The following is a 15,654-nucleotide window of genomic DNA, read 5'->3' as shown; positions in this document are numbered from 1 at the left end:
GCGCGGGAGCACCGTGCTGGTTCAGCAGGTCGGTGTCATGCGGCATTGCGGCGAATCTCCCTTCGCAGGTGCTCGGTGATCTCGACCGAGAGCTCGGAGACGGTCGGCGACTCGATGCGGCGCGGACCGTCGTCGGCGATGCGCCACTCGTTCACGATGCGTCCGGGACGGCTCGACATGAGCAGCACCCGCTGCCCGAGCCGCGCAGCCTCGCGCACGTTGTGCGTGACGAACACGATCGTGCGGCCCGTCTCGCGCCAGACCCGCTCGAGCTCCTCGTGCAGCAGGTCGCGCGTGATCGCGTCGAGCGCGGCGAACGGCTCGTCCATGAGCAGCACCGACCGGTCCTGCGCGAGGGCGCGCGCGAGCGCGACGCGCTGCCGCATGCCGCCCGAGAGCTCGTGCGGCCGCTTCTCCGCGGCATCCGCGAGGTGCACGAGGTCGAGCAGTTCGAGTGCGCGGGCGCGGCGCGCCGGGCGCGCGAGGCAGGCATCGCCGAACCGCAGCGCGAGCTCGACGTTGCGACGCGCGCTGAGCCACGGTAGGAGCGACGCCTCCTGGAACATCACGGCCGCACGGCCGTCGACGTCGATCGTGCCGGTCGTCGGCTGCTCGAGCCCGGCGATGAGGCCGAGCAGCGTCGACTTGCCGCAGCCCGACGCGCCGAGCAGGCACGCGAACTCGCCCGGCGCGACCGCGAGGTCGATGCCGTCGAGCACGACCGGGCCGTCGGCCGCGTACTGCTTGCCGACGCCGGTGAGACGGATGGCGGGTGCCCGCGTCATCGCGTGCCCCCGTCGAGTCCGGCGCCGTCGATCGGCGGGAGGCCGGCGGCGTCGCGAACCGCGTCGAGCGGGCCGAGGTCGAGGATGCCGGCGAGGTCGCCGCCGGCCGCCGTGCCCGCCGCGACGGCGTTCCGCTGCAGCACCGGCAGCGTCGCCGCGAACGGGTCGACCGTCGGCGCGACGTGCGCGAGCGCGCGCTCGAGCACCGCGTCGGGCAGCGGTGCGCCCGCGTCATCCGCCAACCTCGCGTTCACGAGCGCGGGCACCTCGTCGGTGTGCGCCGCGATGAAGTCGACGGATGCCGCGTGGCCGGCCACGAGCGCCGCGACCGCGTCGGGGTGCGCCTCGAGGAACTCGGTGCGCACGACGAGCAGCGTCGTCGGGAACTCGCCCTCGGTCCAGAGCGACGCCTCATCGACGAGCACCTCGGCGTCGGCCTCGAGCACGAGCCGCGACGCCCACGGCTCGGGCAGCCACGCGCCGTCGAGCGCGCCGGTCCGGAAGAGCTGGAGCGTTCGCGCGTTGTCGGTCGGGACGATGTCGACGTCGCCGCCGCCCGTCGGCGAGGTCTCGAGGCCGTGGTCGGCGAGCCAGGTGCGGAGCGCGACATCCTGTGTATTGCCGAGCTGCGGCGTCGCGAGCGTCGCACCGCGGAGGTCGTCGGCGTCGTCGATGCCCTCGCGCACGACGAGCGCGGCACCGCCGCCGACCGCGCCCGCGACGACGCGGAGGGACGTGCCGCCCGACTGCACGTAGCTGTTGATCGCCGGGCTCGGCCCGAGGTACGCGGCGTCGATCGCGCCGGCGCTCAGCGCCTCGACGGCGGCCGGGCCGGCGTTGAACGGTTGCGGCTCGAGCGCGGTCGCCCCGAGCTCGTCGGCCAGGATCCCGGTCTCGAGCCCGACGAGGGCGGGCAGGTGCGTGACGTTGGCGAAGTAGCCGAGGCGGAGCGCCGCGGTATCCGTCGCCCCGGTCGCAGCCGGCCCCTCGGCCGCTGCGCGCCCGACCGAGCCGATCACCACGGGCACGATGACGATCGCCGCGGCGACCGCGACGCCGGCGACGAGTTCGCCGAGCTGTGCACCGAGCCCGCGGCGCGTCACGCCGGAGCCTCCACGACGATGCCGGCGGCGAGCGTCGCGCCGTCCTGCGGGTGGATGACGAGGAACGCGCCCGCCCGGCGGTGCGCGGCGTACGGCAGCGCCGCGAGGTCGGCTGCGAGCCGCAGCCGGACCAGTCCGATGTCGTTCGTCGCGAGCGCCGTGGTGGGCGTCGTCTCGAGCGTGCCGAGGTCGAGGCGGCCGCGGATGTCGGTGACGATCGCCTGCACGGTCGTCGTGCCGTGCTTGACGAGCACGCGCGCCCCGGTCGTGAGCGGGCGGCCGTCGAGCTGGAACACGTCGGCGTCGAGCTCGCGACGAGGTGCGGGCAGCGACCCCGCGGCGGCGATCACCGCGCCGCGCGCGGCGTCGACGGGGTCCGCGAGCTCGAGCGCGATCGAGAGCGGGGCGGATGCCGCGGCGAGCGCCTCGGACCCGCGGCGGATTCCCGTGACCGTCGTGCGGACACCGGCGGGGAACACCTCGACCGGGTCGCCGACCTGCACGGTGCCCGACTCGATGCGCCCCGCGAACGCGCGGTGGTCGCGGAAGTCCTCCGCCGGGGTCTCGATGCGGTCCTGCGGTCCTACTCGACCACCGGCGGTCAGTTCGGGCGACAGTCCGCCCTGCGGGCGGATCACGAGCTGCACCGGCAGGCGCAATGCCTCGAGGTCGGTCTCGAGCTCGTCGATCGTGCTCAGCTCCTCGAGCAGTTCGAGCAGCGACGGCCCGTCGTACCAGGACGTGTTCGCCGAGCGCTCGACGACGTTGTCGCCCGCGAGCGCCGAGACGGGGATCACGTGGGCGTCGGCGATGCCGAGGTCGCGCGCGAGCGCGGCGACATCCGCCGACACGGCCTCGAATGCCGCGCGGTCGTAGCCGACCAGGTCGATCTTGTTCACCGCGACGATCACGTGCGGCACGCGCAGCAGTTGCACGACCGCGAGGTGACGGCGGGTCTGCTCGAGCACGCCGTTGCGCACGTCGACGAGCACGACGACCGCATCGGCCGTCGCTGAACCGGTGACCATGTTGCGCGTGTACTGCACGTGGCCGGGGCAGTCGGCGAGGATGAACGACCGGCGCCCCGTCGAGAAGTAGCGGTAGGCGACGTCGATCGTGATGCCCTGCTCGCGCTCGGCGCGCAGCCCGTCGGTGAGCAATGCGAAGTCGATCGCGCCGGGCTCGCCGCCGAAACCGCGCTCGGCGCTCGTGCGCGCGACCGACTCGAGCGTGTCGGCGAGGATCGCCTTCGAGTCGTGCAGCAGGCGCCCGACGAGCGTCGACTTGCCGTCGTCGACGGACCCGGCGGTCGCGAAGCGGAACAGGCCCCTGGTGGTCGAGTAGGACGCGTCAGCGCCCGTATCGAGACCCGGTTGCGTCGGGGAGGTCTCGATACGCTCGCTGGCGCTCGCTACTCGACCACCGATGTGCTCGCTCATCAGAAGTACCCGTCCTTCTTGCGGTCCTCCATGGCCGCCTCCGAGAGGCGGTCGTCGGCGCGCGTCGCGCCGCGTTCGGTGAGGGTGGATGCCGCGACCTCGCGCACGATGTCCGGGAGCGTCGCGGCATCCGACAGGACCGCGCCGGTGCAGCTGAGGTCGCCGACCGTGCGGTAGCGGACCGTGCGGCGCTCGACCGTCTCGCCCGCACGAGGTGCCGAGACGTCGCTCACGGCGAGCCACATGCCGTCTCGCGCATACACGTCGCGCTGGTGCGCGAAGTACAGCGGCGGCAGAGCGATGCCCTCGCGCTCGATGTAGCGCCAGACGTCGAGTTCGGTCCAGTTCGAGATCGGGAAGGCCCGCACGTGCTGGCCGACGCTGTGGCGGCCGTTGTAGAGCGTCCAGAGCTCGGGGCGCTGGTTGCGCGGGTCCCACTGGCCGAACTCGTCGCGCAGCGAGATGATGCGCTCCTTCGCGCGCGCCTTGTCCTCGTCGCGGCGGGCGCCGCCGAAGACGGCGTCGTGCCGGCCCGCGGCGATCGCGTCGAGGAGCGGCTGGGTCTGCAGCGGGTTGCGAGTGCCATCCGCTCGCTCCTGCAGGCGACCGTCGTCGAGGTAGTCCTGCACGGAGGCGACGTCGAGGCGGATGCCGAGGCGCGCGACGGTCTCGTCGCGGAAGCGCAGCACCTCGGGGAAGTTGTGCCCGGTGTCGACGTGCAGCACGGGGAACGGCACCTTCCCGGGCCAGAACGCCTTCGTCGCCAGGTGGAGCACGACGACCGAGTCCTTGCCGCCCGAGAAGAGCAGCACGGGACGCTCGAACTCGGCGACGACCTCGCGGATGACATGGATCGCCTCGGCCTCGAGGACATCCAGCGCGTCGAGGCCTCCGCTGGTCGAGTAGGACGCGTCAGCGCCCGTATCGAGACCGCGCACGGAGGCGGTCTCGATACGCGCCTTCGGTGCCACTCGACCACCGGCGGTGTCGGCATTCGTCGTCGTCAGGTTCTCGGTCATAGGTGCAACCCGCATTCCGTCTTGGCGAGGCCGGCCCAGCGTCCCGACCTCGGGTCCTCGCCCGCCGCGACGGGCTTTGTGCACGGCTCGCAGCCGATCGAGGGGTAGCCGTGCGACATCAGGAGGTTCACGGGCACCTGGTTCGCGCCGGCGTAGTCGAGCAGGTCGTCGAAGCTCCATGCCGCGACGGGGTTGACCTTCACGAGCCCGTTCCGTTCGTCGTAGGCGACGAGCGGGGTGAGCGCGCGCGTCGGCGCCTCGTCGCGGCGCACGCCCGTGAACCACACCTCGTACCCGCCGCCGAGCGCGCGCTGCAGCGGCTCGACCTTGCGACGTGCGCAGCACAGGCCGGGGTCGCGCGCGAACAGCTCGGCGCCGAACTCGGCGTCCTGCTCGGCGACGGTCTGCTCCGGCAGCACATCGACGATCCGCACGTCGAGCCGACGCGCGACCTCGTCACGTGTCGCGTACGTCTCCGTGAAGTGGTACCCGGTGTCGAGGAAGAGCACGTCCACGCCGGGGAGGTGCTGCGCGACGAGGTGCGGGAGCGCGGCGTCCGCCATCGAGCACGCGACGGCCGCGGCATCCGTCGTGAAGTTCTCGGCGACCCAGGCGACGACCTCGGCGGGGGATGCCTCATGGTCGGTCAGGCTGCCGAGCGCGGCGTTCCCGGCCCCGGCCAGGGCGCGGAGCTCGTCGGGCGAGCGACGCCCGATCGCGGGTGCGGGGGCGGATGCCCCGATGTTCTGCGCGCTCATCGGAGAGCCTCCTCGTCGGCGCGGTGCGCCCACTCGGCGAAGGTCTCGGAGGCCGCGGCGTCGCGCTCGTCGAGGAACCGCGTGACCACGCGCGAGACGTAGTCGGCGATGCCGTCGGCCGTGACCTTGAGCCCGCGCACCGTGCGGCCGAGTCCGGCCTCGTCGCGGTCCTGCGACGCGAGTCCGCCGCCGAGGTGCACCTGGTAGCCGGGCACCTGCTCGCCGTCGATGGTGACGAGCTGGCCCTTCAGCCCGATGTCGGCGGTCTGGATGCGGGCGCACGAATTGGGGCACCCGTTGACGTGCAGGCTGATCGGGTGCGGCAGGTCGAACGCGGCGAGCCGCTCCTCGAGGTCGAGCACGGCCGCCGTGGCGTACGCCTTGGTCTCGACGATCGCGAGCTTGCAGAACTCGATGCCCGTGCATGCGATCGTGCCGCGCCGGATCAGGCTCGGCCGCGCCTGGAGTCCGAGCTCGTCGAGGCCCGCGATGAGCGACTCGACGCGGTCCTCGGGGATGTCGAGGACGACGATCTTCTGGTGCGGTGTCGTGCGCAGACGGGTCGACCCGTGCGTCTCGACGAGGTCGGCGAGCTTCGTCAGCGTCGGGCCCGAGACGCGGCCGACGATCGGCGTCGCGCCGATGTAGAACCGGCCGTCCTTCTGCCGGTGCGCGCCCACGTGGTCGCCGGTCGTCACGGGCGTGGGCGCGGCCGGGCCGTCCGGGAGGGCGACCCCGAGGTACTCGGTCTCGAGCACCTTCCGGAACCTTTCCACGCCCCAGTCGGCGAGCAGGAACTTCAGCCGCGCCTTGTTACGGAGCCGCCGGTAGCCGTAGTCGCGGAAGATCTGCGCGACGCCGTGCCACGCGTCGGCCACCTGCGACGGCGCGACGAACACGCCGAGCCGTTCGGCGAGCCGCGGCGCCGTGGAGAGGCCGCCGCCGACCCACAGGTCGTAGCCGACGCCGAGCGTCGGATGCTCGACCGCGACGAACGCGACGTCGTTGATCTCGTGCACGACATCCTGCGACGGGTGGCCGGTGATGGCCGACTTGAACTTGCGCGGCAGGTTCGCGAGCGACTCGTCGCCGATGAACCGCGACGTGATCTCATCGATCTGCGGGGTCGGGTCGATGAGCTCGTCGGCGGCGATGCCCGCGACGGGCGAGCCGAGGATGACACGGGGCACGTCGCCGCACGCCTCGGTCGTGCCGAGGCCGACGGCCTCGAGGCGGCGCCAGATCTCGGGAACATCCTCGACGCGGATCCAGTGCAGCTGGATGTTCTGGCGGTCCGTCAGGTCGGCCGTGTCGCGACCGAACTCGGTCGAGATGCCGCCGATGACCCGCAGCTGCTCGGTCGTGAGCTGCCCGCCGTCGATCCGGACGCGCAGCATGAAGAACTCGTCTTCGAGCTCGTGCGGCTCGAGCGTCGCCGTGCGGCCGCCGTCGATGCCGGGCTTGCGCTGCGTGTACAGGCCCCACCAGCGGAACCGCCCGTGCAGATCGGTCGGGTCGATCGAGGCGAAGCCGCCGTCGGCGTAGATCCGCTCGATGCGCTCGCGCACGCTGAGGCCCCCGTCGACCTGCTTCCACTCCTCGTTGGCGTTGAGCGGTGCGGTGCCGTCGACCTTCCACTGCCCGTTCGGCTTCGCCGAGGGGCGGGGCGGGCGGATGTCGCGAGCCGGCCCGTCCGCGCGGGCGGGACGCTCGGCGCGCTCGCTGCGCGGTGCGCGCGTCGCGGCATCCGTCGTCTCGATCGTCACGATGTCCCCTCTCGTCCCGCGCCCCGTTCGGGGCACGTGCCGACGAAGGTACGGGGGTCCGGTGGATGCCGGAACCCGGCCCCGTCACGCGCGGTCACCCCGTGTCGCACGGCGTCACACGCCGTCGCAGACGGTCACGCGGCGAGGGAGGATCCTGCGTCCGCACGGCTCCGTCCCGAGGAGACGCGGCGCGTCAGGCGAGGTCGCGAGCGGATGCCGCGTAGCGCTCGACCACGATGTCGACGAGCTCCCGCGGCGCGGGCCCGTCGGGGACGAGCAGGGGTGCGGCGGTGACCTCCGCCCCCGCCGCGCGTGCGAGGTCGTCGAAGTAGCCGGGGGCCAGCAGGTAGTTCGCCACGACGACGCGCGCCGTGGCGCCCCCCGCGGCCCGCGCCGTTGCGATCGCCTCGGGCAGGCGCGGCTCGGCCGCCGACAGGAACCCGACCGTCACGTCGCGCCCGGAGGCCGCGGCGAGCCGCCGCGCCTGCTCGACGCAGTCGTCGACCGCCCGCCGGTCGCTCGAACCGGCGACCGCCAGCACGATCCGGTCGTCGTCGCGGAGCCCCGCCTCGCGGAGGCGGCGCAGGAGCACGGCCGCGAGCCGGTCGTCCGGGCCGAGGGCGCCCGAGAGCACGACCCGTCGCGTCGTCTCCTCCGCGACCGCCTCGGTGAGGTCGACGTACACGTGGTAGCCCGCCGAGAGCAGCAGCGGGACCACCACGGCCGGCTCGCCGTCGGCGAGCGTCGCGAGCGTCGCCGGCACATCGGGCTGTTCGACGTCGACGTGTCCGAGGCGGACGCTCGGCGTGGCATCCGGATGCCGCTGCCCCATCGCCTCGGCGACGGCGTCGTGCAGCCCGCGCACCGCCCGTCGCCCCTCGGGCGAGGACGTCCCGTGGGAGATGCCGACGAGGGCGGGAGGTCGCGCGTTCATCCGCCCATCGTCGCAAATCGGCCGGGCAGGGCGCAGGCCGGCGTCACGGGGCGTCAGAAGCTCGTGACGAGGTCGCCGAGGACCTCGTCGACCTCCGTCGGATCGGTCGCGTCGTAGTAGTGGGCGCCGGTGGCGCTCGAGATCGACTGCAGCGTCTTCACGTCGGCGTCGGCCCCGTACGCGAGGGTGAAGACGAGCACCGGGGTCGAGTGGTGCAGTTCCTCGAGGGTGTCGAGCATCTGCTGCGCCGAGGTGCTCGGCGCCTCGGTCTCGTTGCGGCCGTCGCTGAGCAGCACGATCGCGTTGATCCGGTCGGGGTCCCAGCCGTCGGCCTGCCGCTTGGCGAAGGTGTCGACCGCCTCGTAGAGCGGCGTCCACTCGATCGGCTTCAGCGTCGCGAGCGCGGATTCGAACCGGTCGCGGGTGTCGGCGATGTCGGCGACCGCGCTCACCTCGCCGGGTGCGAGCGCCTGCGCGTCGACCTCGGAGAACGCCGCGAGGCCGACCCCGTCGCCGTCGGAGAAGTGGTCGAGCGAGAGCTCGACGGCCTGCTTCGCGGCCTCGAGCTTCGTCTCTCCGGTCTCGATCGGGTCGCCCATCGACCCGGAGACGTCGAGGAGGAAGAGCACGTTGGCACGCTTGCGGACGTCGGGGAACGCCTCGTGCATCGCCACGACGACCTGCGGTTCGGGGAAGTCGAGGCCGGCGTCGGAGGTCTCGGCGAGCGCGCCGACCTCGTGGACCTCGGTGTCGAGCTCGCCGTTCAGGTCGCGGTAGCCGGTCTCCCGGACGATCGCCTGACCCTCCTTCGTGCCGGCGAAGCGCAGGAAGTCCTCCGCGGCGGCGGCCTCGGCCTCGTCGACCCACGCACCGGTGAGCACCACGGCCGGGTTGTCGGCGATGTAGTAGCCGTCGCTCGGGTAGATCGGGACGAGGGGCTCGGCGGGCGCGTCGCTCTCGATCCGCGTGACGCCGTCGCGGCTCGTGATGCCGCGGTTGTAGTCCCAGACGGACTTCTCGTCGACGATCACGGCCGAGAGGAAGTCGGCCGCGGACCCGCCCTCGTCGGCGGACTGCCGGGCGTGCCAGAGGAAGTGCTCGGGCGTGGCCATGTAGTGGCTCGTGGCGAGCTCGTGCTGCTTGACCTCGTCGGTGATCTCGTCGTCGGCGATGTCGTCGGCTGTGAGGTCGGCGACCGACCCCGCCGCCGCGCCGTACGAGGCGAGCATCGCGGCCTCGCCCGAACTGGCGATGACGGGGCTCGTCTTGCCGAGCTTGAACCCGCCCCACTCGGGATGGTCGAGGTCGGTCCAGACCTGGTCGTCGTCGGCGGTCTCGAAGACCTCGGCCCAGGTCGGCGGCTCCTCGTCCCAGCCGATCGCGGCCGCGAGGGGCTCGGGCATGGCGAGCACGATGTCGGATGACCCGACGCTCGTGCCCTCCTCGGGCACGTTCGCTCCACCGCCGGCCTCGCGCGCCACGCCCAGCCACGACCGGGCGTCGGGGATCCACATGACCGGCCGCTCGTCCTCGGCGACCTCGGAGAACCCGACGGCGGCCTCCTCGGCGGCGATGCCCGACTTGTCCTTCGAGGCGACGACCGTGACGCACGACCCGTCGACGTCGCGCGGCTCGGCGTTGTACCCCTCGGCAAGCCGCTGGACCATCTCGGCGTTCTCGAACGACGACAGCACCGGTAGCGTCGTGCAGGGCTCGGCGCCGGGCTCGGCGGCGGGTTCGTCGTCGGGGAAGACGATGGGCTCGGGTTCCGGCGCGTCGCTGGGCGCCGCAGTCGTGGCGCCCTGGTTCGCCAGGACCATCGCGGTGACGGCTCCACCGATGAGGAGGACGGCGGCGATGCCGCCCGCCACGGCCAACTGGATGCCGCGCCGACGCCGTCGACGGCGCTCCTCGCGCAGTTGACTTCGATCGCGTCGGGCCGGAGGGTGGCTCGGTGCGTCGGTCATCGTTCCTCCAGTCGGGGACGGCTGGGCTCGATCGTGAGCCTAGCTCAGCAGCCTGCGACCTCGCAGGGAACGTCCCCACCGGGGCCGCCCGCACCCGCCGCACGGCCCAGGACGTGTCACCCGGTGGCGTTGAGCAGCCCGATGAGCACGGCGGTCCACCATGCCGCCTGCGAGACCACCGCGCTCGCGACGAACCCGAACCTCGCGCGCCGCGGGAGCGCACGGAACGTCGTCCGCGCCGGGAGCCTCGCCAGGTCGGAGGTCCACTTCGTGAGGGCGACGCCGTTGAGGCTCAGCACGAGCACGGCGACGAGCTTGACCTGCGTGGTGGTCGAGGTCAGGTCGGGTTCGAGCAGCGCACCGCTTGCGAGCAGGCCGGCGAGGCCGACCCAGACCGGCAGGATCATGGTGCGGTCGGCCTGGCGCAGTTCGCGTACGGTGCTCCACCCGGTCGCCCAGAGCAGCGCGTGCCACTCGATCATGAGCACGGCGCCGAGTCCGACCACGAGCGCCGCGAGGTGGACGAAGAGGGCGGCGCCATGCAGCCAGTCGGGCGGGGCGAGCACGGCGCTGAGCCAGACGGCGAGCGCCCAGGCGACCGCCACCACCGCGTAGGCGATCGCCCGGCCGCGCCGCCTGCGGGCCTGCTTCTGCCTGATGGTGGTCGTCACGTCTCGAGCGCCGGCCTCTCGTCAGTCGCACGCGCTCGCGCGTGCGTCCCGTTCCGCTGGCCTCACCATAGCGGGCGCGTGTTTCGCGCTCGGTCACCGGGCGCCGATGCGCCAGGTGCGGGCGGATGCCGCTACTCGGCCACCAGCGCGAGCGACGTGTCGCCGCACGGCACGACGTCCGCGCCGCCCGGCAACCGGAGGGTGCCGGTCACGCGACCCCCGGCTTCGGCCTCCCGGAGGGGCGCGAGCGCCTCGGGCAGCCCGTCGAGTCGCAGCAGCGCACCGGTCGCCCGGTGCGGATCGGTCGAGACGACGATGCGTCCCGAGGCGTTCACGACGGTGAGGGTGCGGTCGGCGTCGCGGAGCACGGGCAGTAGCACCTGTTCGAGCCGGGCCACGTACATGTCGGCGCCGACGAGCCCGATCATGTCGCCGTCGACGGTGACCGGCGTCGTGACGGTGACCGTGTAGTCGTCGGTGCAGAGGTAGTCGACGTACGGCCCCGTCAGGTGCCGTGAGCCGGTGCGCTCGGGGACGCGCCACCACTCGAGCGTGGTGTAGTCGCGGAACGACTCCGCGTCGGGGTCGCTCACGGCGTCGAGGCGACGGATGCCACGGGCCGGCACGTCGCGGAACGGGTTGCCGTCGCTCAGCCACCAGGCCAGGTGCCAGGGTGCGTCGACGAGGTAGCCCGGGGCGGCGACGAAGCCCGCTCCCGTGATGAGCGTGCCGGGACGGTCGAGCTCGGCGGCGACGGTGGCGGCGACGGCCGGGTCGAGGTCGCCCGCCCGGGGGTCGGACTCGGACGAGAGCCGGTCCGCCATCGCGCGCTGCCAGCCGTCGATCAGGGCGAACACGGGGTCGATCACGTCGGCGATGCGCGCGGCGATCGCGGAGGCGCCGGTGGCGACGGCCTGCGTCATGGTGCGCTCCCTTCCTCTGGTGCGAGGGGCGGTGCGGGCGCGGACTCCAGCCGCACCTTCTCGTCGATGAGCCATTCCACCGCGGAGCCGATGTGCGTCGTGGTCGTGCGGCGTGCGGACGCGGCATCCGCTGCCCGGATCGCGGCGATCACCTCGAGGCGGTGTTCCCTCGTGCGGTCACGGTACTCCTGTTCGCGCAGGCACATCCAGAGCAGGGCGCCCGTCTCGGCCTGCAGGCGGAGTTCCTCGTGCACGAGCCGGGGCGACTGGCTGATGGCGGCGACCTCGAGCTGGAACCGGCCGACGGCGCGGCGTGCGCCCCCGGGGTTGGCGAGGTCGGCCCGGGCGTCGATCTCGACGAGGCTCTGCACGTCGTCCTCGCTCGCCCGGTCGGCGGCGACCTCCGCGGCCATGCCGGCGATCGCGGCGTAGTGCAGTGAGAGGTCGCGCAGCTCGATGCGGCTCAGCGATCGGACGCGTTGCTCGGTGAGGCGCAGTGAGACGTCGTCGTCGTAGGTGACGAAGCTGCCCCCGTCGCGACCGCGTCGGGTGCGGACGAGCCCCTTGTGCCGGAGCGCGACGAGCGCCTCCCGCGCGGTGACCGGGGCGACGCCGAGGAACTTCGCGAGGTCGGCTTCGCTCGGAAGACGTTCGCCGTCGCGGAGCACGCCGGAGGCGATGGCATCGGTCAGGCGCTGTTCGACGAGTTCGGCGCGACCGGCTCCCTCCAGCGGGGAGAAGACGACGGCGCGGGCGGCGTCGGCGCGCGCGGTGGCGTGCGGCATCCGTCCTCCTCGATCGAGCGCCCGCGGAACCCTGCACCCCCCGGACTGGGGACGGTCTCCGGCGAACCGTGATGCGACCGTAACACGAACCTCTGGACTATGACATATGGATTCATAGGATTAGGAACCACGCCATCGAAGGAGAGGCACCATGACCGACCCGCAGCCGGCCATCCGGCTCACCGGACTCACCAAGGAGTTCGGAGCCGTCACCGCCGTCGACCACGTCGACCTCGAGATCGCCGCGGGCGAGTTCTTCTCCATGCTGGGCCCCTCGGGCTCGGGCAAGACCACCGTGCTCCGGCTCATCGCCGGGTTCGAACAGCCCACGGGCGGCACGATCGAGCTCTTCGGCGACGACGTCACCAAGCGCGCACCGTTCGACCGCGACGTGAACACGGTGTTCCAGGACTACGCCCTCTTCCCGCACATGAGCGTGCTCGAGAACGTCGCCTACGGCCTCCGCGTCCGCGGCATCGGCCGGAAGGAGCGCATCGAGCGCGCCCGGCGGGCCCTCGCGTCGGTGCGCCTAGAGCAGATGGCCGATCGCAAGCCCTCGCAGCTCTCGGGTGGCCAGCGCCAGCGCGTCGCGCTCGCCCGTGCCACGGTCGTCGAACCCAAGGTGCTGCTCCTCGACGAGCCGCTCGGTGCGCTCGACCTGAAGCTCCGCGAGCAGATGCAGGTCGAGCTGAAGGAGATCCAGCGCGAGCTCGGCATCACCTTCATCTTCGTGACGCACGACCAGGAGGAGGCCCTGACGCTCTCCGACCGCGTCGCGGTCTTCAACAACGGACGCATCGAGCAGCTCGGCACGCCCGCCGAGCTCTACGAGCGCCCCTCCTCCCGCTTCGTGGCCGACTTCGTCGGCACCTCGAACCTCTTCGATGACGCCGTCTCGCGCGAGCTCCTCGGTCGAGGCGGGGTGCACTCCGTGCGCCCCGAGAAGATGGCCGTCGGCTCGGGCGAGACCGCGGCCGACGTGCGCAACGCCCCGGGCACCGTCGTCGAGACGATCTACCTCGGCAGCGGCATCCGGCTCGTCGTCGACCTCGATGCCGGCGTGCGCGTCAGCGTGCTCGAGCAGAACGACCGCAACCGGGTCCACGACGACGAACGCGGCGACCGCGTCGTCGTCAGCTGGCACGACGACGACGTCGTCGCGCTCGGCGGGGCGGATGCCGCGCCCGCACCTGCCGCCTGAACACCCCACCCACCACCAAGAGAAACCAGGAGAGAACCATGATGCGCACCCCGCGCACGGCGCGCCGCGGCGCGACCGTCGGCCTGGCGATCGGCTCGATCGCCCTGCTCACCCTGACCGCCTGCGGCACCACCTCGGGCGACTCCGCATCCACCGACGACGCGCTCACCGAGCTCGGCGAGGCCGAGGGCCAGGTCTCGATCCTCGCGTGGCCCGGCTACGTCGAGGACGGCTCGAACGACCCGACGATCGACTGGGTGACCCCCTTCGAGGAGGAGACGGGCTGCGAGGTCACCTCGAAGACCTACGGCACCTCCGACGAGGCCGTGAACCTCATGAAGACCGGCGAGTACGACGTGGTCGCCGCGTCGGGCGATGCGACGCTCCGCCTCATCGCGGGCGGCGACGTGGCGCCCGTCAACACCGACCTCATCCCGAACTACGAGGGCATCTTCGACTTCCTCAAGGAGAAGGAGTGGAACTCGGTCGACGGGCAGTCCTACGGCGTGCCCCACGGCTACGGCGCCAACCTCCTCATGTACAACACGGAGGTCTTCACCGAGGCCCCGACCTCGTGGGACGTGGTGTTCGACGACGCGAGCGAGAACGCCGGCAAGGTGACCGCCTACGACTCGCCGATCTACATCGCCGACGCAGCCGTCTACCTCATGCACCACCAGCCCGAGCTCGGCATCGAGAACCCCTACGCCCTCGACGAGGAGCAGTTCCAGGCCGCGGTCGACCTCCTGAAGGTCCAGCGCGAGTCGGTCGGCGAGTACTGGTCGGACTACCTCAAGGAGATCCAGGCGTTCGAGACCCGTGACTCGGTCGTCGGCACCACCTGGCAGGTCATCCAGAACGTGCTCGCAGGCTCGGGCGCGCCGACCGAGGTCGTCCTGCCCGAAGAGGGCGCGACCGGCTGGTCGGACACCTGGATGGTCGCCTCCGACGCCGCGAACGTGAACTGCGCGTACATGTGGCTCGACTACATCGCCAGCCCCGAGGCGAACGCGACCGCGACCGCCTACTTCGGCGAGGCGCCCTCGAGCCAGGAGGCCTGCGAGTACCGCGAGGACTGCGAGGCCTACCACGCGGGTGACGAGGAGTACGCGTCGCAGATCTGGTACTGGACGACGCCGATCGCCGAGTGCGTCGACGGCCGCACCGACGTCGAGTGCGTCGACTACGCGCAGTGGACCGCTGCGTGGCAGGAGATCAAGGGCTGACCCATCGCCCCGTGCGGGCCGGGGAGCACCTCCCCGGCCCGCACACCCCAGTTCCCCCCAGCACCACCCGACAGGAAGCAGCATGACGATGAACGCGACGGCACCGGCATCCGCTCGCGGCGCGGCATCCGAACCGCCCGAGCCCGACCGAGCCGACACCGGATCCGGTGGAGCGCCCCGCCGCGGCATCCCCAGGCCCAAGGCGACCGCGGCCCGGCGAGGCTCCGTCTTCCTCAGCTCGCACCCGCGCATCCGGCTGGGGTTCCTGCTCGCGGCCCCGCTGTTCTGGCTGGGCCTCGTCTACGTCGTCGCGCTCGCCGCGCTCCTCGTCACCGCGTTCTGGTCGGTCGACAGCTTCACCGGCGAGATCACGACCGAGTGGACGCTCGACAACATCGTCACCGTGCTCACGGGGTCGCTGTACCAGACGGTGACGTTCCGCACGATCGGCGTCGCGCTCCTCGTCACGATCATCGACGTCGCGCTCGCCCTGCCGATCGCGTTCTATATGGCGAAGGTCGCCTCGCCGCGCGCCCGTCGCATCCTCGTCATCGCGGTGCTCATGCCGCTCTGGGCGAGCTACCTCGTGAAGGCGTACGCCTGGCGCTCGGTGCTCTCGCAGGACGGCATCCTCGAGTGGGTGCTCGCGCCGTTCGGCCTGCACACGCCCGGCTACGGGCTGCCGGCCACGGTCATCACGCTGTCGTACCTGTGGCTCCCGTACGTGATCCTGCCGATCTTCGCGGGGCTCGAGCGCGTGCCGGACTCGCTGCTCGAGGCCTCCGCCGACCTGGGCGGCAAGACCTGGCCGACCATCCGCCACGTCGTCTTCCCCATGGCGCTGCCGGCGATCATCGCCGGCACGATCTTCAGCTTCTCGCTCTCGCTCGGCGACTACATCACGGTCAACATCGTCGGCGGCGCGAGCCAGATGCTCGGAAACCTCGTCTACACGAACGTCGGCGCGGCGAACAACCTGCCCCTGGCGTCGGCGATCGCGCTCATCCCGATCGTCATCATCTTCGGCTACCTCGCGCTCGTGCGTCGCACGGGCGCCCTCGACAACCTGTAAGGGGC

Annotated in this window: 14 protein-coding genes; 3 read left to right on the top strand and 11 right to left on the bottom strand. The window is 72.2% G+C overall.

Annotated elements, in window-relative coordinates; genetic code table 11:
• Positions 1 to 35: 35 nt before the first annotated feature.
• The 11 genes from ACIQH8_RS09670 to ACIQH8_RS09620 form a co-directional block, all read right to left on the bottom strand.
• Positions 36 to 785, bottom strand: a complete 750-nt coding sequence (locus tag ACIQH8_RS09670; protein ID WP_400997665.1) for an ABC transporter ATP-binding protein — start codon at positions 783 to 785, stop codon at positions 36 to 38.
• Entirely contained in the window at positions 782 to 1,888 is a 1,107-nt protein-coding gene (locus ACIQH8_RS09665; RefSeq protein WP_400997662.1) for an ABC transporter substrate-binding protein, read from the bottom strand. The genes ACIQH8_RS09670 and ACIQH8_RS09665 overlap by 4 nt, the downstream gene beginning before the upstream one ends.
• Positions 1,885 to 3,327, bottom strand: a complete 1,443-nt coding sequence (locus ACIQH8_RS09660; RefSeq protein ID WP_400997659.1) for a sulfate adenylyltransferase subunit 1 — start codon at positions 3,325 to 3,327, stop codon at positions 1,885 to 1,887. Before ACIQH8_RS09660 ends, ACIQH8_RS09665 begins: the two co-directional genes overlap by 4 nt.
• The gene (cysD, locus tag ACIQH8_RS09655) at positions 3,327 to 4,346 is read right to left on the bottom strand and encodes a sulfate adenylyltransferase subunit CysD (protein ID WP_400997656.1); all 1,020 of its coding nucleotides are present in this window, start codon (positions 4,344 to 4,346) and stop codon (positions 3,327 to 3,329) included. Before cysD ends, ACIQH8_RS09660 begins: the two co-directional genes overlap by 1 nt.
• The gene (locus ACIQH8_RS09650) at positions 4,343 to 5,104 is read right to left on the bottom strand and encodes a phosphoadenylyl-sulfate reductase (protein ID WP_400997653.1); all 762 of its coding nucleotides are present in this window, start codon (positions 5,102 to 5,104) and stop codon (positions 4,343 to 4,345) included. Before ACIQH8_RS09650 ends, cysD begins: the two co-directional genes overlap by 4 nt.
• A complete protein-coding gene (locus ACIQH8_RS09645) occupies positions 5,101 to 6,864 on the bottom strand; it encodes a nitrite/sulfite reductase (RefSeq protein ID WP_400997909.1) in 1,764 nt (587 codons plus the stop codon). Before ACIQH8_RS09645 ends, ACIQH8_RS09650 begins: the two co-directional genes overlap by 4 nt.
• Before the next feature lie 199 nt (positions 6,865 to 7,063).
• Positions 7,064 to 7,804 carry a sirohydrochlorin chelatase gene (locus tag ACIQH8_RS09640; RefSeq protein ID WP_400997650.1) on the bottom strand — a complete coding sequence of 247 codons (741 nt, stop codon included), beginning with the start codon at positions 7,802 to 7,804 and terminating at the stop codon, positions 7,064 to 7,066.
• Between the two features lie 53 nt (positions 7,805 to 7,857).
• Entirely contained in the window at positions 7,858 to 9,771 is a 1,914-nt protein-coding gene (locus ACIQH8_RS09635; protein WP_400997647.1) for a substrate-binding domain-containing protein, read from the bottom strand.
• 116 nt (positions 9,772 to 9,887) lie between these two features.
• Positions 9,888 to 10,442, bottom strand: coding sequence for a hypothetical protein (locus tag ACIQH8_RS09630; RefSeq protein WP_400997644.1), 555 nt, complete (start codon positions 10,440 to 10,442; stop codon positions 9,888 to 9,890).
• A gap of 131 nt (positions 10,443 to 10,573) precedes the next feature.
• On the bottom strand, positions 10,574 to 11,365 hold the full coding sequence (locus tag ACIQH8_RS09625) for a hypothetical protein (protein WP_400997641.1): 792 nt from the start codon (positions 11,363 to 11,365) through the stop codon (positions 10,574 to 10,576).
• A complete protein-coding gene (locus tag ACIQH8_RS09620; RefSeq protein WP_400997638.1) occupies positions 11,362 to 12,150 on the bottom strand; it encodes a FadR/GntR family transcriptional regulator in 789 nt (262 codons plus the stop codon). Before ACIQH8_RS09620 ends, ACIQH8_RS09625 begins: the two co-directional genes overlap by 4 nt.
• 151 nt (positions 12,151 to 12,301) lie before the next feature.
• On the opposite strand from ACIQH8_RS09620, the gene ACIQH8_RS09615 reads away from it, so the two are divergent.
• From ACIQH8_RS09615 to ACIQH8_RS09605, 3 genes are all read left to right on the top strand, one after another.
• A complete protein-coding gene (locus ACIQH8_RS09615) occupies positions 12,302 to 13,351 on the top strand; it encodes an ABC transporter ATP-binding protein (RefSeq protein ID WP_400997635.1) in 1,050 nt (349 codons plus the stop codon).
• Positions 13,352 to 13,389: 38 nt separating this feature from the next.
• Positions 13,390 to 14,577, top strand: coding sequence for an ABC transporter substrate-binding protein (locus tag ACIQH8_RS09610; RefSeq protein ID WP_400997632.1), 1,188 nt, complete (start codon positions 13,390 to 13,392; stop codon positions 14,575 to 14,577).
• Positions 14,578 to 14,659: 82 nt separating this feature from the next.
• Positions 14,660 to 15,649, top strand: a complete 990-nt coding sequence (locus ACIQH8_RS09605; RefSeq protein WP_400997629.1) for an ABC transporter permease — start codon at positions 14,660 to 14,662, stop codon at positions 15,647 to 15,649.
• Positions 15,650 to 15,654 lie beyond the last annotated feature (5 nt).

The sequence above is a fragment of the Agromyces sp. GXQ0307 genome, from assembly GCF_044769845.1.
Lineage (GTDB): Bacteria > Actinomycetota > Actinomycetes > Actinomycetales > Microbacteriaceae > Agromyces.
The sequence above is the reverse complement of the archived record's forward strand: the minus strand, read 5'-3'. Positions and strand labels throughout refer to the sequence as shown.